This is a genomic window from Sphingopyxis macrogoltabida (assembly GCF_001314325.1).
Lineage (GTDB): Bacteria > Pseudomonadota > Alphaproteobacteria > Sphingomonadales > Sphingomonadaceae > Sphingopyxis > Sphingopyxis macrogoltabida.
This window is the reverse complement of the sequence record NZ_CP009429.1, coordinates 4,559,242-4,578,558: the sequence shown is the minus strand read 5'-3', so window position 1 is coordinate 4,578,558 and position 19,317 is coordinate 4,559,242. Positions and strand designations below refer to the sequence as shown.

12 protein-coding genes are annotated in these 19,317 nt (G+C 65.4%); 7 read left to right on the top strand and 5 right to left on the bottom strand.

Going from position 1 to position 19,317, the window contains the following annotated elements; all coding sequences use genetic code 11:
- The first annotated feature begins 2 nt into the window (after positions 1 to 2).
- Together LH19_RS22125 and LH19_RS22120 are read left to right on the top strand one after the other, a co-directional pair.
- Positions 3 to 1,907: a hypothetical protein gene (locus tag LH19_RS22125; protein ID WP_234716001.1), complete on the top strand. Its 1,905-nt coding sequence runs from the start codon at positions 3 to 5 to the stop codon at positions 1,905 to 1,907.
- The gene (locus LH19_RS22120; protein ID WP_407696686.1) at positions 1,908 to 6,209 is read left to right on the top strand and encodes a hypothetical protein; all 4,302 of its coding nucleotides are present in this window, start codon (positions 1,908 to 1,910) and stop codon (positions 6,207 to 6,209) included.
- A 105-nt stretch (positions 6,210 to 6,314) separates the two neighbouring features.
- On the opposite strand, the gene LH19_RS22115 is transcribed toward LH19_RS22120, so the two are convergent.
- On the bottom strand, positions 6,315 to 8,408 hold the full coding sequence (locus LH19_RS22115; RefSeq protein WP_054731872.1) for a RelA/SpoT family protein: 2,094 nt from the start codon (positions 8,406 to 8,408) through the stop codon (positions 6,315 to 6,317).
- A gap of 124 nt (positions 8,409 to 8,532) precedes the next feature.
- On the opposite strand from LH19_RS22115, the gene LH19_RS22110 reads away from it, so the two are divergent.
- The 4 genes from LH19_RS22110 (at position 8,533) to LH19_RS22095 (ending at position 12,410) form a co-directional block, all read left to right on the top strand.
- Positions 8,533 to 9,792, top strand: a complete 1,260-nt coding sequence (locus tag LH19_RS22110; protein WP_054731871.1) for a glycosyltransferase — start codon at positions 8,533 to 8,535, stop codon at positions 9,790 to 9,792.
- Positions 9,793 to 9,929: 137 nt separating this feature from the next.
- Complete coding sequence (locus tag LH19_RS22105; protein ID WP_054589377.1) at positions 9,930 to 10,439, top strand: winged helix-turn-helix transcriptional regulator; 510 nt, start codon at positions 9,930 to 9,932, stop codon at positions 10,437 to 10,439.
- A gap of 43 nt (positions 10,440 to 10,482) precedes the next feature.
- Positions 10,483 to 11,607, top strand: a complete 1,125-nt coding sequence (locus LH19_RS22100) for a sensor histidine kinase (protein ID WP_054731870.1) — start codon at positions 10,483 to 10,485, stop codon at positions 11,605 to 11,607.
- Entirely contained in the window at positions 11,604 to 12,410 is an 807-nt protein-coding gene (locus tag LH19_RS22095) for a LytR/AlgR family response regulator transcription factor (RefSeq protein ID WP_054589375.1), read from the top strand. The genes LH19_RS22100 and LH19_RS22095 overlap by 4 nt, the downstream gene beginning before the upstream one ends.
- 39 nt (positions 12,411 to 12,449) lie before the next feature.
- On the opposite strand, the gene ribA is transcribed toward LH19_RS22095, so the two are convergent.
- The 4 genes from ribA to LH19_RS22075 all read right to left on the bottom strand — a co-directional run bounded on the left by ribA (position 12,450) and on the right by LH19_RS22075 (position 17,856).
- The gene (gene ribA / locus LH19_RS22090; protein WP_054731869.1) at positions 12,450 to 13,517 is read right to left on the bottom strand and encodes a GTP cyclohydrolase II; all 1,068 of its coding nucleotides are present in this window, start codon (positions 13,515 to 13,517) and stop codon (positions 12,450 to 12,452) included.
- On the bottom strand, positions 13,514 to 14,299 hold the full coding sequence (locus LH19_RS22085) for an exodeoxyribonuclease III (RefSeq protein ID WP_054731868.1): 786 nt from the start codon (positions 14,297 to 14,299) through the stop codon (positions 13,514 to 13,516). The genes ribA and LH19_RS22085 overlap by 4 nt, the downstream gene beginning before the upstream one ends.
- Before the next feature lie 477 nt (positions 14,300 to 14,776).
- Complete coding sequence (locus LH19_RS22080; RefSeq protein ID WP_054734134.1) at positions 14,777 to 15,388, bottom strand: LolA family protein; 612 nt, start codon at positions 15,386 to 15,388, stop codon at positions 14,777 to 14,779.
- A gap of 155 nt (positions 15,389 to 15,543) precedes the next feature.
- Positions 15,544 to 17,856 (bottom strand): FtsK/SpoIIIE family DNA translocase, encoded by a 2,313-nt coding sequence (locus tag LH19_RS22075; protein ID WP_054731867.1) that lies wholly within the window; start codon positions 17,854 to 17,856, stop codon positions 15,544 to 15,546.
- 125 nt (positions 17,857 to 17,981) lie between these two features.
- Between LH19_RS22075 and LH19_RS22070 the strand changes: the two genes are divergently transcribed.
- Positions 17,982 to 19,223: an FAD-dependent monooxygenase gene (locus tag LH19_RS22070; protein ID WP_054731866.1), complete on the top strand. Its 1,242-nt coding sequence runs from the start codon at positions 17,982 to 17,984 to the stop codon at positions 19,221 to 19,223.
- Positions 19,224 to 19,317 lie beyond the last annotated feature (94 nt).

The following is a 19,317-nucleotide window of genomic DNA, read 5'->3' as shown; positions in this document are numbered from 1 at the left end:
CGATGATGGCGGGGGGCAGCCTTTGGCCGATCATCGCGAGCCTCGCGGCGCAGGGCGCGCCGGAGGCCGCAGCCGAACCCGTGCCGCCGCCGCCCGCGGCCGAGGAGCCGGCGCTCGACGAACTGACTCCGCCGCCGCCGCCGGTCGACTGGAAAGAGATGATGGACGACGACCTCGTCACCCAGATCATCGAGGGCCGCCGCCGCCCGGGCTACACGCCCGACCTGCCCGACCAGTTGACGCAGGACAATGTCGGGGCGCTCCGCCCGCCGCCGCCCGAAGCCTTTCCGGGAATCGAGGACCAGTTGCCCGTTCCCGACCGCTGGCGGCTGATCGAGACGCTGGGGGTGGTCAAGGAACGCTGGTTCGATCCCTATCACCAGAATGTGCTGAAGGGCGACCGCGCGATCGACCGCAGCAAGGTGCCGTGGCTGCCGATCAAGGGCGATGACTGGTTCTTCGTCGCCAACCTCGTCTCCGATTCGGTGTTCGAACCGCGCACCTTCCCGATCCCGAACGGCGTCCAGACCACCGAGCGGCCGGGCAGCCTCGACGTGTTCGGCAAGAACCGCAGCTTCGTCGCCGCGCAGACCTTCATCGCGGGCTTTGCGCTGATCAAGGGCTCGACCGCGTTCAAGCCGCCCGACGTCGAATATCGCCTGACGCTCGCCTATCAGGCCAATTATGTCGACGTGCCCGAACGGCGCGTGCTCGACGTGCGCCCGTCGAAGGCCAGCCATCGCTTCGACCATTTCATCGGGGTGCAGGAAGCCTTCATCGACAAGCATCTCGGCAACACATCGGACCGCTACGATTTCTATTCGATCCGGCTCGGCATCCAGCCGTTCCAGAGCGATTTCCGCGGCTTTCTGTTCAACGACAGCCAGCTTGGCATCCGCCTGTTCGGCAACCGCGACAACAACCGCTTCCAATATAATCTCGCGGCCTTCTGGCGGCTGGAGAAGGATACGAACAGCGGCCTCAACGACATCACCCAGACGCCGCGCAGCGATTTCATCTTCACCGGCAATCTCTATCGCCAGGATTTCCCGTTCGTCGGGCTGACCAGCCAGGTCAGCGTGACCTATAATATGAACCGCGAAAAGAACGACATCCAGATCGACCACAACGGTTTCCCCGTGCGCCCCGCGCTGCTCGGCGACCTGCGCGGGCGCGAATATGATGTCGTCTATCTCGGCTACAGCGCTGACGGGCGGATCGGGCGGATCAACCTGACCGCAAGTCTTTACGCCGCGCTCGGCGAGGACCGGAACAGCTTCTTCACCAGCAAGCCCGCCGAGATTCGCGCCGGTTTCGCTGCGGCTGAACTCAGCTACGACCATGACTGGATGCGTTTCCGCCTGTCGGGGCTCTACGCGACCGGCGACGGCGATCCCTATAACAACACCGAGGGCGGCTTTGACGCCATCTTTGAAAACCCGATCTTCGGCGGCGCCGACACCAGCTACTGGATCCGCCAGACGATCCCGTTCGCGGGCGGCGGACGCGTCATCTCGATCAGCGGGCGCAATGGCATCTTGAACTCGCTGCGTTCGTCGAAGGAAGAGGGCCAGTCGAACTTCAACAATCCGGGGACGATCTTTCTCGGCGCCGGGGCCGATTTCGACCTGACGCCGGAGTTTCGCCTCAGCACCAACCTCAACCATTTGTGGTTCGAGAATACCTCGTCGCTCCAGGTGCTGCGCAGCGAGGGATCGATCCCGAAGGATATCGGCTGGGACCTGTCGGTCGCGACGATCTGGCGCCCGAAAGCGACGCAGAATATCGTCGGGCGCTTGAGCGCTGCGGTGCTGCTGCCCGGCAAGGGGTTCAAGGATCTGTTCGACAACAAGCAGCGCGACGACGCCTATCTGTCGATCCTCGCCAATGTGATCGTGAGTTTCTAGATGGTGGCGCGCAAACTCTTCGCCTTTCTGGCCTTCGCGTTGATGACGCTGGCCTTTGGCGCCAGCATCGTGCGCGCGTCCGAAGAGGAAAAGCCGCTCAAGATCGAATATCGCTTCACCCCGCCGGCGCCGCGCGAGCAGACCGAGGCCGATGTCGCGGCAAAATCGGAGGGCTGCTATAGCTGCCACACGCGCACCGACCAGCCGTCGATGCACACGACGCCCGCGGTGCGGCTCGGCTGCACCGACTGCCATGGCGGCGACGCGACGACGCCCGCCGCCTTCGGCAAGCCCGAACTTGGCTACAAGAACCCCTATAATCTCGCGGCGATGAAGCTCGCGCATCCGCAGCCGACGCTGCCCGGCGCCTGGCACGACAGTTCGGCGAACCCCGAGCGGAGCTATACGTTGCTCAACAAGGAATCGCCCGAATTCATCCGCTTTGTGAACCCCAGCGACTATCGCGTCGCGCGCGAGGCGTGCGGGGCGTGCCACCTCGAGGTGATCGAGGCGACCGAGCGGTCGATGATGTCGACCGGTGCGATGCTGTGGGGCGGGGCGGCGTATAACAACGGCATCGTCCCCTATAAGAATTATATTTTCGGCGAGGCCTATACCCGCACAGGCGAATCGGCCTGCATCCTGTCGCCGTCGTCGCGGCTGACCGCCGAGGAATATAAAGAGGCGTGCAAACCGAGCTTCCCGTCCGACAAGATCTTGACCGAGGATGAGAAGAAGCGCGGCGCGCTCGCGAAAATGTATCCGCTGCCGCGCTGGAGCGTGATCCCGCCGGGCGACGTCTTCCGTGTCTTCGAGCGCGGCGGGCGCAACATCAACACGCAATTCCCCGAGATCGGCCTGCCCAACCCGACGGGCAGCATCCAGCGGCTCGAGGAACCGGGACGCCCCGACCTCAAACAGTCGAACCGCGGTCCCGGCACCGGCCTGCGCGTCTCGATCCCGGTGCTCAACATCCACAAGACGCGTCTCAACGACCCGCTCATGTGGTTCATGGGGACGAACGACCAGCCGGGCGATTATCGCCATTCGGGCTGTTCGGGCTGCCACGTCATCTACGCCAACGACCGCGAGCCGCGGCACAGCCTGACCTATGCCAAGTTCGGCCGCGATGGCGAGACGGCGACGGTCGACCCGACGATTGCGGAAAAGAAGCGGAAAGCCGGCGACGGGCATGGCGGCGACGCGCATGGCGCCGATGACGGTCATCAGGCCGGGGGCGGTCATGGTTCGCTGATCGATCCCGCCGATCCCGAGGTGCCGGCACGCCCCGGCTCGCCCGCACGGGGCGAATCGGGGCACCCGATCAGCCATGCGTTCACCCGTGCGATCCCGACCTCGCAGTGCATGAGCTGCCACATGCACCAGCCGAACATCTTCCTGAACTCCTACCTCGGCTACACGATGTGGGATTATGAATCGGACGCGCCGCAGATGTGGCCGGGGCCCGACAACACCGCGCCGCGCCCGCCGGGGATGAGCGACGAGGAATATCAGAAGAAATACAAGCAGCAGCGCTATCCGACCGCCGCCGAGGTCCACAAGGTACTCGAACGCAATCCCGAAGCCGCCGCGGCGCGCGGCCTCTGGGCCGATGTCGAGTTCCTGCGCGACGTCTATGACGTCAACGACACGAACAAGGATACGCAGTTCGCCGACTATCACGGCCACGGCTGGAACTTCCGCGGCATCTTCAAGCGCGACCGCAACGGCAATCTGCTGACCGCCGACGGCAATATGGCGACCTATGGCACCGACACCGCGAATATCATCGATCCCAAGGATCCCGAGAAATGGCGCAAGAGTTGCAGTCATTACAGCGACCCGAAGCAGCGCGACCTCTGCCTGATGAGCGCCGATCCGGGCAAGCCGGGGGTCGAGGGCAAGTTCGTGCCGCCCGGCATCAACCCCGGCAAGGCGGTCCATATGATGGACATCCACGCCGAAAAGGGCATGCAATGCGCCGACTGCCACTTCGCGCAGGACAGTCATGGCAACGGCTATATCCAGGGCGAAGTCGCGAACGCGGTCGAGATCAGCTGCAAGGATTGCCACGGCACCGCCGACGCGCTGCCCAACCTCCTGACCTCGAACGTCGCGGCGCGGCCGCAGGGCACCAACCTCGCGCTGCTGCGCAACCCCGACGGACGGCGGCGCTTCGAATTCCAGTATGACGACAATGCCGAGGTGATCGGGCTGATCCAGCGTTCGATCGTCGATCCCAAGCTCGAATGGCAGGTCAGTCTCGTCAAGCAGGCGGTGACGCCGGGGCCGCATTTCAACGCCAAGGCGGCGCGTGCCAAGCTGATGGCGCGTTCGGGCGCCGACGACGGGACATTCGCGTGGGGGCCCGGGGTGGCGAAGGAGGATCGCGCGCACGGCGACGACAAGATGACCTGCTTCACCTGTCACCTGTCGTGGACCACCAGTTGCGGCGGCTGCCATTTGCCGATCGAGGCGAACTGGAAAACCAAGATGCACCATTTCGAGGGCGAGGAGACGCGCAACTTCGCGACATATAATCCGCAGGTGGCGCGCGACGAGATGTTCCAGCTCGGCCGGCACCAGCTCACCAAGCCCGGCGAACCCGGCCCCGACGGCGAGGTGCGCGGGATCATCACCCCGGTGCGATCGACCTCGGCGCTTGTCCTCTCCTCGACCAACATCAACCGCGAGCGTATCTATGTGCAGCAGCCGCCGATCAGCTCGGCGGGCTATTCGAGCCAGGCGTTCGCGCCGCACTTCCCGCACACGGTGCGCCGGTCGGAAACCAAACAGTGCACCGACTGCCATCTGTCGGCGGCCGACGACAATAATGCGATCATGGCACAGCTCAATCTGCTCGGCACCAATTTCGTCAACTTCGTCGGGCTCAACGTCTGGTCGGGGCTCGAAGGCGGCTTCCAGGCGACGCGCGTCACCGAATGGGACGAGCCGCAGGCGGTGATCGGCAGCTATCTCCAGAAATATGCCTATCCCGATTACTGGAAACTCCACGTCGAACAGAATGGCCGCGAGCTCAAGAACTGGGTGCGTGGCAAGACCTTCGACAAAAAGGGCTCGGGCGAAACCCATGCGCTCGAGGAGTTCGCCAATATCGTCCAGGGCACCAGCGGCCGGGTGAACTGCCTGCAGCAGCGCGGCGAATATATGTTCGTCGCGGAAGGCAAGGGCGGTTTCCGCGTCTATGACGTCGCTTCGATCGGCAACAAGGGTTTCTCCGAACGCATCGTCCGCGCGCCCTTCTCGCCGCTCGGCCACGACACGCATGTGAAGACGAAGAACGCGACCTGCATGGCGCTCGCGACGACGCAGCCGATCAGCGTGTCGCGCAACGAGAATATCGTGAAGAATTTCCCCGAGAACCACGAGCAGAAGATGCACGACATCTATCGCTATGCGGTGATCACGGACAGCGTCGAAGGGCTGGTGCTCGTCGACATCGACACGCTCGCCGACGGCGAATTCCGCAACAACAAGTTCACCCGTGCGCTGACGTGGAACGACGGCAATGTGCTGGCGGGGGCGCGGCATGTGACGCTCGCGGGCAGCTTCGCCTATGTCACCACCGACGCGGGGCTCGTCGTGCTCGACCTCACCACCCCGCTCCAGCCGAAGGTGACGGCGCAACTGCCGCTGACCGACGCGCGCGCGAGCGCGGTGCAGTTCCGCTATCTCTGGGTCACCGATGCCGAGGGGGTGAAGCTGTTCGACGTCACCAATCTCGCGCAGCCGGTCGCGGTGCCGTCGGGCACGGTGCGGCTTGCCAATGCGCGGAAAATCTATGTCGCGCGCACCTATATGTATGTCGCGGCGAAGGCGGACGGCCTCGTCATCGTCGACGTGACGCGGCCGGCGGCGCCGATCGTCTGGCCGGGGCTCAATTTCGGGGGGGCGCTGAACGATGCCGAGGACGTGATCGTCGGATCGACCAACGCCTCGCTCTTCGCCTATGTCGCCGACGGCCGGAACGGCATCAAGGTGCTCCAGCTGACCAGCCCCGACAATCCGGGCCTCTATGGCTTCTCGCCGAAACCGACCCCCGAACTGATCGCCTGGGCGAAAACGCCGTCGCCGGCGCTCGCGCTGTCGAAGGGCCTCGACCGCGACCGCGCGGTCGACGAGACGGGCGGGCAGATGGCGGTGTTCGGCCGCGTCGGATCGCGGCCCTTCACGCGCGGCGAGATGGAGAAGCTGTTCCTGAACAGCAAGGGGATCGTCTACAAGGTCCGCGACGAAGTCGATCAGAGCGGCTGGCGGCCGCCGCTGCTCTACGCGAATTGATCTTCCCTATCCCGTTCGCATCGAGCGAAGTCGAGATGCCCATCGGTCGCGCGATGGCGATGGATGTCTCGACTTCGCTCGACACGAACGGATTTTGAGGCCAGCCTAAAGCCGTTCGGCCTGCACCACATTGTCCGACGCGCGCAGCGCCGACAGGATCCGCATCACATGGTGGACGTCGCGCACCTCGACGACGACGTCGTAGGTGTGGAAACCGCCCTCGCGGTTCGACAGGCGCAAATTGGTGATATTCGCCATATTGGCGGCGAGGATGCCCGACATTTCGGCGAGGGTGCCGGGTTCGTTGAGGATGACGACGCACAGCCGCGCATTGCCGCCCTCGCTATCCTCCTGCCACCTGAGGTCGATCCAGTCGGCATCGACCCCGTCGGCAAGGCTGGGGCAGTCGATGACATGGACCTCGATCCCTTCGCCCGGCCGCGCGAGCCCGACGATGCGGTCGCCGGGGACGGGGTGGCAGCAATCGGCAAGCTGGTAGGCGACGCCCGGTGTGAGCCCGGCGATCGATACCGCGGCCCCCTGCGCGAGCTTGCCGGGCTTGGTCTTCATCTCGGCGGTAATGCCGGGGACGAGCGCCTCGAGCACCGCATTGTCGGTCAGGCGTTGCTTGGCGATCGCGACGTAGAGCGCGCTGTCGTCGTCGAGCTTGAGCCGGGTCAGCGCCGCGGCGCGCGCCTTGTCGCCGACCTTGTTCGGCAGGCGCGCGACGATCTCGTCGTACATCTTGCGGCCCAGCGCGGCGAGCTCGACCTTTTCCTTCGAGCGGACGTGGCGGCGGATCGCGGCGCGCGCCTTGCCGGTAACCGCGAAGCCGAGCCAGGCGGGCTGGGGCGTCTGCTTGTCCGACGAAAGAATCTCGACGGTGTCGCCATTGGCCAGCTGGGTGCGTAGCGGTACGAGGCGGCCGTTGACCTTGGCGCCGACGGTGCGGTCGCCGAGGCCGGTGTGCACGGCGTAGGCGAAATCGACCGGGGTCGCGCCCTTGGGGAGCTGGTGCAGGCTGCCTTTCGGGGTGAAGGCGAAGATGCGATCCTGGTACATCGCGATCCGGGTGTTCTCGAGAAACTCTTCCGGATCGTGCGTCTGTTCGAGGATTTCGATGAGGTCGCGTATCCACCCGGCCTGCCCGTCGGGCGTGCTGCCGCCCTGCTTGTACGCCCAGTGTGCGGCGAGCCCGAATTCGGACTGCTGGTGCATGCCGAGGCTGCGGATCTGGATTTCGATCCGCATATTCTGCTGGTGCATGATCGTCGTGTGCAGCGACTTGTAGCCGTTGCGCTTCGGGGTCGAGATATAATCCTTGAACCGGCCGGGGACCATTTTCCACTTGCGGTGGAACAGGCCCAGCGCGGCATAGCAATCGGCGTCGGTCGGGGTGATGACGCGAAAGGCGATGATGTCGGTGACCTGTTCGAAGCTGACGTGCCGCTCCTGCATCTTGCGCCAGATCGAATAGGGATGCTTCTCGCGCCCCGACACCTCGGCCTCGATGCCGTTTTTGGCGAGCAGTTCCTTGAACTCGCGGCTGATCGCCGCGACCTTGTCCTTGCCGCCGGCGGTCAGCTTGGCGAGGCGGCCGGTGATCGTCGCATAGGCCTCGGGCTCAAGCTCGCGGAACGCAAGAAGCTGCATCTCGCGCATATACTCGTACATGCCGATCCGCTCGGCGAGCGGCGCATAGATATCCATCGTCTCCTTGGCAATGCGGCGGCGCTTTTCGGGGCTCTGGATGAAGTGGAGCGTCCGCATATTGTGCAGCCGGTCGGCGAGCTTGACGAGCAGCACCCGGATGTCGTCCGACATGGCGAGCAGGAACTTGCGCAGATTTTCGGCAGCGCGCTCATTCTCGGTCTGCGCCTCGATCTTGCTCAATTTCGTCACGCCGTCGACCAGCCGTCCGACGTCGCGCCCGAACAGGCGCTCGATCTCCTCGGGCGTCGTCAGCGTGTCTTCGAGCGTGTCGTGGAGCAGCGCGGTGACGATCGTCTCGCTGTCGAGGTGCAGATCGGTCAAAATTCCCGCGACTTCAACCGGATGGCTGAAATAGGGGTCGCCCGACGCGCGTTTCTGGCTGCCATGCTTCTGGACGGTGAAGACATAAGCGCGGTTGAGCAACGCCTCGTCGACGTCGGGATCATAGGCGCGTACACGCTCGACGAGTTCATATTGCCTCAGCATCGGTCCCAATGTCGTCCCCGGCGCGGCAATTGCAATGCGAAAATTGCTTGCACATCCTCACAAACCTCCCGCAACTTGGTAAAGGCGGTTGGAAGCACCGGCCCTGCGCACTAGGACCGGCACGATGGGGACCCATATTCTTGATTCGACGTCATCCGCTGCGGAGCAATCTCCCGCCGCGAAGCGTCTCTGGATCTTCAGCTACTGGTTTCCGCCGGTCAATGAAGTCGGCTCGTCGCGCGCCGTCGCGATGGCGCGTTATTTCACCGCGCGCGGCTGGCAGGTTACGGTCATCGCCGGCGCATCGGAGGCGGTTCCGCAGACCTTCGTCACCGACCTGTCGGGTTTCGACGTTCACTATGTACCCGATAGCTGGCTGACCCGCTCGTCGAGTTTCAAGCCGGGCCGGGGCAGTATCGCGCATCGCCTCAGTACGGCGCTGCGCCTGCTCTCGTGGCCCGACCATATCCGTCCGGTCGCGCAGGCGATGAAGCGGCGGGCCCGCGACCTCCTCCGCCAACTCCCGGCACCCGATGTCGTGTTGTCGACCGCGCTGCCCTTTTCGGTCCACGCCGCCGCCCGCGATACCGCGCGGCAATGCGGCGCGCTGTTCGTCGCCGACAATCGCGACATCTGGGCCCGCAATCCCTACAAGCTGACGGCGCCTTTCTATCAGTCGCTCGACAGCAGCTATGAACGCCAGATGCTCGCCTCGGCGGACCTTGTCGTCGCGGTGAGCGAGGGGATGAGCGACTATTACCGGGCGACCTATCCCGCGCTGGCCGACAAGGTGATCACGGTGATGAACGGCGTCGATGCGGGGATCGACGAATGCGATGACCATGTCCGCGATCCGGCGCGTCTTCGCCTTGTCTACACGGGCATCCTCTATGGCGAACGCCGCGACGTGACCCCGCTGCTGCGCGCGGCGCAGCGGCTGCGATCGAAGGTCGGCATCGATTTCTACGGATCGGAGCCGGAGATCGTCGCGCAACTGGCCGCCGATTTTCCGGATGTCGCGATCGTCGACCGGGGCAAGGTGCCGCGCGCCGAAGCGCTGCGCGCGCAATGCGCTGCCGATGCCCTGATCATGGTCGTCGGCACGGCGCCGTGGGAAGATACGCTGCTGCCCGGCAAGCTTTTCGAATATATCGGCTCGGGCCGTCCGATCATCGCGCTGGCGAACCCGGGATCGGATTCGGGCAAGGTCATCGCCGGTTATGAACTGGGCATCGCGACGACGCAGGAAGACGCGATCGCCGATTTCCTCGCGCGCCTCGCCGCCGACGGCATGGCGAGCAAGACCGCGGTTCCCGCCGCTCTCGAACGGGCGCACCAGCTTCGCATTCTGGAAGACCGGCTGGAGGCGATGCTCGTCTCCTGATGCGTGGTTCCGCCGCGGAGCCCGGCGCACAGCAGGGGTTGTAGATTGCTGGCGCCGCGCCATTTCCTTTAGGGCAAGCTTGCCGGTGCCATAATTTTTTTTGGCGCTGACGCATATTATCGGATAGTGCTCGACCCATGGGAAAATTACGCGAACCGCTGAACATTCTTTACGGGGACAATTGCGCCCTGCCGCTCGCACTCGAGGCGATGGGCGAGCGATGGTCGTTCATGATCCTGCGCGCCGCCTTCAACGGCGTTCATCATTTCGAGGAGTTTCAGCAGGAACTCAATATTGCGCGCAACATCCTGTCGAACCGCCTGTCGCGGCTCGTCGACCATGGCATCATGGCGCGCGAGGTGATGGCCGAGGACCGGCGCAAGGTGCGGTACGAACTCACCGAAAAGGGCGTCGAGCTGCTCCCGGCGATGATCGCGCTGCGCCAATGGGGCGAAAAATGGGGCGCGGGCGTGCCGTCGACCCCGGTGCTCGTCGACACGCGCGACGAACAGCCGATCGGGCCGGTGACGATCACGGCGCATGACGGCCGGCCGCTCGGGTACAAGGAACTGGTGTGGATGCATCGCTCCGAGCTCCAGCCGCTGGGGCAGGCACGGGCGCGGATGGCCCCGGTCGCGGCGGAATGATCGCCTCGCTGCGACGCGCCCAGCACTGATCACATAGGCCGCCATGTCGCTGTTCGGACTGTCCTCGCCGGGCCCCTTTTTCGGCAACAAGGTGCGCGCCTTCTGGAATCTCCAGATATTGGGCTGGACCGCTTGGCTCGGCCTGCGCGGCGTATCAGGGCTCGCCAACGGACAGAGCTTTTCCTTCCTGATTCCGCAGATGATCTCGGCGATCACCGGCTTCTCGCTCTCGCTGATCCTGTCTGTCTGCTATCGTGCCCTGATCAACCGCCGTCCGCTGCTCATGTGGGGTGTCAGCTTCGGGCTCGCGGGGGTGGCGACCGCGCTCTGGGCGTTTATCGACGCGTGGGTCGCGCAAATCCAGAACCCGGCGAGCGAGGCGGGGTTCACCAGCCTGTTGCTCGGCGCGGTCTATATCGATGCGACCTCGCTCGGTGCCTGGTCGGCGCTCTATTTCGCGATCAACTATTTCCTCCAGCTCGAGGAGCAGCAGGACCGCATGCTGCGGCTCGAGGCGCAGGCGGCGTCGGCACAGCTCGCGATGCTGCGTTATCAGCTCAACCCGCATTTCCTGTTCAACACGCTGAACAGCATTTCGACCCTCGTGCTGCTCAAACAGGCCGAGCCTGCCAATGCGATGCTGTCGCGCCTGTCGGCTTTCCTCCGCTACACGCTCGCCAACGAGCCGACCGCGCAGGTGACGCTGGCGCAGGAGATCGAGACGCTGAAGCTGTATCTCGATATCGAGAAGATGCGCTTCGAAGAGCGTTTGCGCCCGCATTTCGCGATCGATCCGGCCGTTGCGCGGGCGCGATTGCCCTCGCTCCTGCTCCAGCCGCTGATCGAAAATGCGATCAAATATGCGGTGACGCCGCAGGAAGACGGCGCCGATATCACCATTTCCGCACAGCTTGCCGGTCAAAATGTCCGGATCACCGTGTCCGACACCGGGTCGGGATTGTCAGCCGACGGTACGGACCCCACCACTGGCTTTGCAACGGAATCGACCGGTGTGGGTTTAGCCAACATCAGGGACCGGTTGGCGCAGGCTTTTGGCGACCAGCACCGGTTCGACGTCCAGACGGACGCTGAGGGCGGGTTCACGGTGGTTATCGAGTTTCCGTTCCAGCCTGACGGGCAAATGACGATTGGAACCGAACGCACATGACGATCAGAACCATCCTGGTGGATGATGAAAAACTGGCCACCCAAGGCCTGCAACTGCGGCTCGAAGCCCATGCCGATGTCGAAGTGGTCGACACCGCGCTCAACGGCCGCGAGGCCATCAGAAAGATCAAGACCCACAAGCCCGACCTCGTCTTCCTCGACATCCAGATGCCGGGGTTCGACGGCTTTTCGGTCATTCAGGGGCTGATGGAGGTCGAACCGCCGCTGGTCGTTTTCGTCACTGCCTATTCGGACCATGCGATCCGCGCGTTCGAAGCGCAGGCGGTCGATTATCTGGTCAAACCGGTCGAGCCCGAGCGGCTCGCCGACGCGCTTGACCGCGTCCGCCAGCGCCTTGCCGAGAAGCGCGGCGTGGCCGAGGTCGAAAGGCTTAAGACGGTGCTCGCCGAAGTCGCCCCCGAAGCGGTCGAGGAATATGGCGCCGAGGTCCAGCCCGACGCGCATGCTGCCGACCGCTATGAAAAGATGATCAACATCAAGGATCGCGGCCAGATTTTCCGCGTCGACGTCGACAGCATCGAGCGGATCGATGCCGCGGGCGACTATATGTGCATCTATACCGCCGACAACAGCCTGATCCTGCGCGAGACGATGAAGGATCTCGAAAAGCGTCTCGACCCGCGCAACTTCCAGCGCGTCCACCGCTCGACGATCGTCAACCTCAGCCAGGTCAAACAGGTCAAGCCGCACACCAACGGCGAATGCTTCCTCGTGCTCGGATCGGGCGCGCAGGTGAAGGTGAGCCGCAGCTACCGCGACGTCGTGGCAAGGTTCGTGCATTGATTTGATCAAGGCGCCGGGATCGTCCCGGCGCCTTTTTCTTCAAAGCTGGTGCCCCGTGCGATCCCGCTTGGTCGCGAGATATTGCTCGTTATATTTGTTCGTGGGCAGCGCCAGCGGCAAGCGCTCGACGACCTCGACACCCTCTTTTTCTAGCCGCGCAACCTTCTCCGGATTGTTGGTCATCAACCGGATGCGCGGGATGTTCAGCAGTTCGAGCATCCGCCCGGCAATCGCGAAGTCGCGCGCCTCGACCGGGAAGCCGAGCCGCAGATTGGCGTCGACCGTGTCATAGCCCTGATCCTGCAGCGCATAGGCGCGCAGCTTGTTGACGAGCCCGATGCCGCGGCCTTCCTGCCGGAGGTAGAGCAACACCCCCCATGGTGCGTCGGCCATTGCGTGGAGCGCGGCGTGAAGCTGCGGTCCGCAATCGCATTTGAGGCTGCCGAGCACGTCGCCGGTCAGGCATTCGCTGTGCAACCGGACGACGGGCGGATTGCCGTCGCGCTTGCCGATGACGAGCGCGACATGATCCGAGGCCTCTTCGGGCGAACGAAAGGCGACGATCTCGGCGCTTTCGCTCGCTTCGACCGGCAGGCGCGCGCGCGCCGCGACCTGCAGCCGGGCGGGGTCGAGCAGCAGTGCGACGTCGTCCGCCGAACAGGCGGTCTCGGTCGCGCCGGTGGCTTCGCGAACGAAAAAGGCGGGGAGCAGTCCGGCGTGGCGCGCCATCGTCATCGCGGCCGACGCGGCGGTCTCGCCGCCGGTGGCGATAGTGCGGAAGGGGCCCTTGAGCGGATGGGCAAGGTCGAGTGCGGGGTCGGCGATTGCCAGCGCCGCCGCAACCCGGTCGGCCGCGCCGGCGAGCCGCACTGGCCCCGGCGTTGCCGCGACGCGTTGGTTGGTGAGTTTCAGCGTCACCGCGCGCTCGCCCGAAATCAGCACGTCGCTGCTGCCGAATTCGGCGAGCGCGTCGTCGCGCGCGCTTTCGACCGCCAGCAGGTCGAGCGCCCCGTCGGGCCCGGTTACCCGGAACGGCCAGCCGCGGCGCAGCGCGTCGATGGCGCGCGCCGCCCGGCGGGCGCCGGCATCGCTCGCGTCGTCGGTCAAAAAGCGAACTCCGTGACGAGCGGGATATGGTCGGACGGGCGTTCCCAGCTCCGCGCCGGCTGGACGATCCGGTGCGACAGCGCCTGCGGCAGCAGGTCGGGGGTAATCCACATATGGTCGAGCCGGCGGCCGCGGTTCGACGCTTCCCAATCCTTCGCGCGGTAGCTCCACCAGGTGTAGAGCGGCGCCGGGGCGGCGATGAAATGGCGGCCGAGGTCGACCCAGTTCGATGCGGCCTGCAGCCTGCCGAGGGTTTCGACCTCGATCGGCGTGTGGCTGACGACGTCGAGCAGCGCCTTGTGGTTCCAGACGTCGCTTTCGAGCGGCGCGACATTGAAGTCGCCGGTCAGCACCGTCGGCTGGTCGAGCGCGCCGGCCCATTCGGTCATCCGGCCGAAGAAATCGAGCTTTTGCCCGAATTTCGGATTGAGGTCGCGGTCGGCGATATCGCCGCCGGCAGGGATATAGACATTGTCGAGCCGGACGCCCGACGGCAGCGTCACGCCGACGTGGCGAGCCTCGCCATTTGCCTGCCAGTCATATTTGCGCACGTCGATCAGCGGCACCTTGCTGACGATCGCGACCCCGTGGTGCATGCGCTGGCCGTGGGTCTCGATATGCTCGTAACCGAGCGAGCGGAACATATCCTTGGGAAAGGTGCCGCACTCGACCTTGGTTTCCTGCAGGCACAGGATGTCGGGAGCTTCTTCGCGCAGGAATTTTTCGACGATGCCGATGCGGGCACGGACGCTGTTGATGTTCCAGGATGCGATGCTTGTCATGCGGTGGCTCTATCGGCGCAGGCGGACCGGTGCAACGGTGGCTTTCTTGCTTTGCGGCACCGGGGCGCGCTCTCCCACCCGGCCTCCCATTTCAGGATAGACTGTTGGGAGGCTGGGTGGGGGAGCGGGCCGGTGCCGCCTGCCGCGTCAGCGGCAAAACGCAAACACCGGACAAATTAAACCCCCGTCCCAGGGGCGGTGGAACGGGGGTTCAAGGTCAGCGTTCGTCACGCTCTTGAATGAAGGCACCGGGCGTTCCGGATGGGGCAACAGGGGGAAACCCAAGTCCGGGTGCCGTGTTGGCGCCTTCGAGGGTTGGAATAGCCGCTCCTCCCTGTCGCCAAGCTGAACGAAAATGAACGGTTTTGGGCGCGTCATTGCAGTTCGTCGATACTGGGCGGCGGTTGGGCGGAAAAACGGCGCCGGTTTCGTTCGTGAAACCGGCGCCGTCTCAACAGCTTCGCAAAGAAGGGTAGCTCAGCCGGCGCGGCCGCGCTGTTTGGGGCGCGGGTCGGTCCATTTGAAGGTCGAATCGGCGACCGCGACGTTGAATTTCTGGTTGGCGAGATCGATTCGCGTCCGGTTGTTCTGCGAATCGAGCGCCACCCAGCCGCGCAGCCGGAGGCCGCCGGGCGACGCGCCGTCGCGGATGAACACCATGGTGATCGTGCCATATTCGGGGCGTTTCGGATCCTTGACTTCGACGCTGAGGACGCCGTCGTTGCCGGTCGGCAGCACCTTCGCATATTTGCTGAGGTCGCGGTCGGGGTCGAGCAGCGCGCCGAGCGGCGAATTCTTCACCGGCCAGCGCTGCACCTGCTTCACCTCATAATCGATCATGGTCAGCGAACTGCCGTCGCCGACGATCAGCAGCGGCACACCCTTCTGATACTGGAAGCGGATCTTGCCGGGGCGCTTCAGGGTCAGCTTGCCGGTCAGCCGCTGGCCGTTGCGGTCGGTCTGGGTGAAGTCGGCGGTCATCGAGCTGGTCGATTTGAGATGGGCCTGCACCGAAGCGAGCGCGTTCGACGACTGCGCCACCGCAGGCAGGGCCAGCGCAAGGCCGGCGGCAGCGACAGGAGCGAGCATGAAAGCGGCGGCGCGGGTGAGGGGATTGTTCAGGGTCATCGGGCTCTCATTCTGTTTGTTCCGGCCGGTTCATGGCGTCCGGGCATTGAACATGCCCTGAACCCGCCGGTTAGATGCTGTTCAAGTCGCGGGCGCGGCGATGGTTCCGAACCGGGTCAGCGCTGCTGGCCATATTGGTCGGTGAGCACGTCGCGGCGGCCGACATGGTTGGGCGGGCTGACCAGCCCTTCCTCCTCCATCCGCTCGATCAGGCGTGCGGCGCTGTTGTAGCCGATGCGGAGCTGCCGCTGCAGCCAGCTCGTCGACGCCTTCTGGCTTTCGACGACGATCTGGCAGGCCTTGGCATACATGCGGTCCTCGGCGCTGTCGCCGCCCGCCGGGGCGCCTTCCATGGCGAAACCGCCGTCCTCGGGATCTTCGGTGACGCTCTCGATATAGTCGGGGCGGCCTTGCCCCTTCCAGTGATCGGCAACCGCGCGCACCTCGTCGTCCGATACGAAAGGTCCGTGGATGCGCGTGATCTGCTTGCCGCCGGGGACGTACAGCATGTCGCCCTTGCCGAGCAATTGCTCGGCGCCCGCTTCGCCAAGGATGGTGCGGCTGTCGATCTTGCTGGTGACGTTGAAGCTGATCCGCGTCGGCAGGTTCGCCTTGATGACGCCGGTGATGACGTCGACCGACGGGCGCTGCGTCGCGAGGATCAGGTGGATGCCCGCCGCGCGAGCTTTCTGGGCGAGCCGCTGGATCAGGAATTCGACCTCCTTGCCCGCGGTCATCATCAGGTCGGCGAGTTCGTCGACGACGACGACGATCTGCGGCAGCGGCGCGTAGTCGAGCGTCTCTTCCTCATAGACCGGCTGGCCGGTGTCGGGGTCGTAGCCGGTCTGGACCCGCCGCCCCAGCGACTTGCCCTTGGCGAGCGCGCCGCGGACCTTGTCGTTGTAGGAGGCGAGGTTGCGCACCGACAGCGACGACATCATCCGGTAGCGATCCTCCATCTGCTCGACCGCCCATTTGAGGGCGCGGATCGCCTTCTTGGGCTCGGTGACCACCGGGGCGAGGAGGTGCGGAATGTCGTCGTAGACGCTGAGTTCCAGCATCTTGGGATCGATCATGATCATCTTCACCTGATCGGGACCGAGGCGGTAGAGCAAAGAGAGGATCATCGCATTGAGGCCGACCGATTTACCCGATCCGGTCGTACCCGCGATCAGCAGGTGCGGCATCGGCGCCAAGTCGGCGATCATCGCGTCGCCGCTGATATTCTTGCCGAGGATGATCGGCAGTGCGCCGGTCTGGTCCTGAAACAGCGCGCTGCCGATGATTTCGTGCAGGACGACCGATTCGCGATGCGCGTTGGGCAGTTCGATACCGATCACGGTGCGGCCGGGGATCGGCGCGATGCGCGCCGACAGCGCCGACATGTTGCGCGCGATGTCGTCGGCGAGGTTCGACACGCGGCTTGCCTTGGTGCCCGGCGCGGGCTCGAGTTCGTACATGGTGACGACCGGTCCGGGGCGCACCGCGGTGACGACGCCCTTGACCTGAAAATCCTCGAGCACCGATTCGAGCAATCTGGCGTTGCGCTCCAGTCCCGCCTTGTCGATCTGCCCGGTCGGTCCAGGCGGCGGCGGCGCGAGCAGGTCGATTGAGGGGAGCTGGTAATTGGTGAACAGCTCGGTCTGCGGTTTCGGCCGCGGTTTCGAGGGCGCGCTGCGCTGCGCGGGATCGGCGATCTCGGGCGGGGCACGGTCGCTGGGTTCGGCGAGCGGACGCGGCTTGACGACGCGCTCGGCCGGATCGACGATCTTCGGGTCGGCTTCGGCCGCCCTCGCCGGCATGGCGACGCGGCCGCCGTCGGCCGCAGGCAACCGGAACCGCGATGCCCATCCCTTTTCGAGCCGCAAGGCACGCCAGCCGAGCCACAGGCCGACACCGACGAGCAGAAGGATCGTGGCGAAGCGGATCAGTGCCGCCGCGGGATCGCCCGCGCGTTCGAACAAGGGGTCGACCGCGCTGCCGACGATCAGCGCGATAATCCCGCCCCAGCCGGCGGGAAGCGGCGCGTTGCTGTCGGGCGCCCAGAGCTGCAGCCCCAGCCCGACGAGCAGGATCGCGACGAAGGCCAGGGCGAGCTGGCGCTTCCAATAGGGCTGCGGCGTCACCGCCCACAGCCGCCATGCGACGATGCCGAACAGCGGCAACAGCAGGACGATGGCGGCGCCGCCGACGAACAGCATCAGGTCGGCGAACCATGCACCCGCGCCGCCCATCCAGTTCGACGGGTTGCCGCCGGCCGCGGTGTGGATCGCGGCGTCGGTGCCGTCGTAGGTAAGGAGCGCGAGGGTCAGGAACAGCGTGAAGATGCCAAGCGCGACCGCGGCGGCAATCACCAGCGATCGTGCGATGCTCTGGCGGAAAACGGTGCGCCAGTCGGCCTTTGCGGTAATGGCCTTGCGGCTTGCCATGCTGAGTTCGGGTCCCTGTCAGTTAACCACGGCGATATGCGCATGGGCCGGACTCGCCGTCAAGCAGGGCCCCGCCGGTTGCGCACAGCCTTTCCAATGATCGTGGCCCGCGCTAGGGCAGCGGCATGAGCGAAACCCTGCGCAGCGATGTCCTGATTTCGGGCGGCGGCCTCGTCGGCCAGGCGCTGGCACTGGCGCTGGCGCATCATGGCCTGTCGTCGCAGATCGTCGACCCCGCCGATCCGGTGGCGACGATCGCGCCGGGCTTCGACGGCCGCGCCTCGGCGATCGCCAGCGCGACCTGGCAGATGTTCGAAGTGCTTGGCCTCGCCGATCGTATCGCCGGTCACGGCTGCCCGATCCGCGCCATCAAGGTCGGCGATGGCGCCCCGGGACAGGGGCGCGGCGGCGAACTCGATTTCGTCACCGCCGAAGACAGCGCGCCGCTCGGTACGATGATCGAAAATCGCCGGTTGCGGCTGGCCTTGGCCGCAGCGCTTGCCGACGCGCCGCTCGTCCGGTTGCACATGCCGGCGCGGGTGTCGGCGCGCGACATCGACGCCCATGGCGTGACGTTGACGCTCGCCGACGGGACGCAGCTTGCCGCGCCGCTGCTGATCGTCGCCGAGGGCCGCCGCTCGCCGACGCGCGACGCGGCGGGGTTCAGCATCGCGAACTGGTCCTATCATCATCATGCGATGATCGGTGCGGTTGCCCACGAACGCCCGCACGGCAATGTCGCGCACGAAATCTTCTATCCCGCCGGGCCGTTCGCGCTGCTGCCGCTCGTCGACGACGAACAGGGCCGGCATCGCTCGGCCTTCGTGTGGACCGTCTCCGAAAAGGATGGACCCGGTTTCGCCAAGCTCGGCGAGCGGGGCTTCACCGCCGAACTCGAACGGCGCGCCGGCGGCCTGCTCGGCGCGATGGAGCTGGTCGCGCCGCGGATGACCTATCCGCTTGGCTTCCACCACAGCGCGTCGATCGTCGCGGAGCGGCTGGTGCTCGTCGGCGACGCCGCGCACGGCATCCATCCGATCGCGGGGCAGGGGCTCAACCTTGGTCTCCGCGACGTGGCGGCGCTCACCGAAGTGCTCGTCGAAGGTGCCCGCCTCGGCCTCGACCTTGGCGATGCGGCGCTGCTCGCGCGCTACCAGCGCTGGCGCGGGCTCGACAGCCTGATGGTCAGCCTTGCGACCGACGGACTGACGCGGTTGTTCGGCATCCCCGGCCGGACCGCTGCGGCGGTGCGCCGCACCGGGCTCGGCGCGGTGCAGCGGCTGCCGTTGCTCAAGCGCTTCTTCATGGAGGAAGCGCGGGGCGAGGCGGGCGACCTGCCGCGCCTGCTCACCGGAGCCGAAATCTAGGTAATATTGCGTAGGCGGCCGGCATGCCGCCGCTAACCACGACAATCTAACCCTGTCTTTGCGGCAATCGTGCCGCGCGGGTCGGGGGACGGGA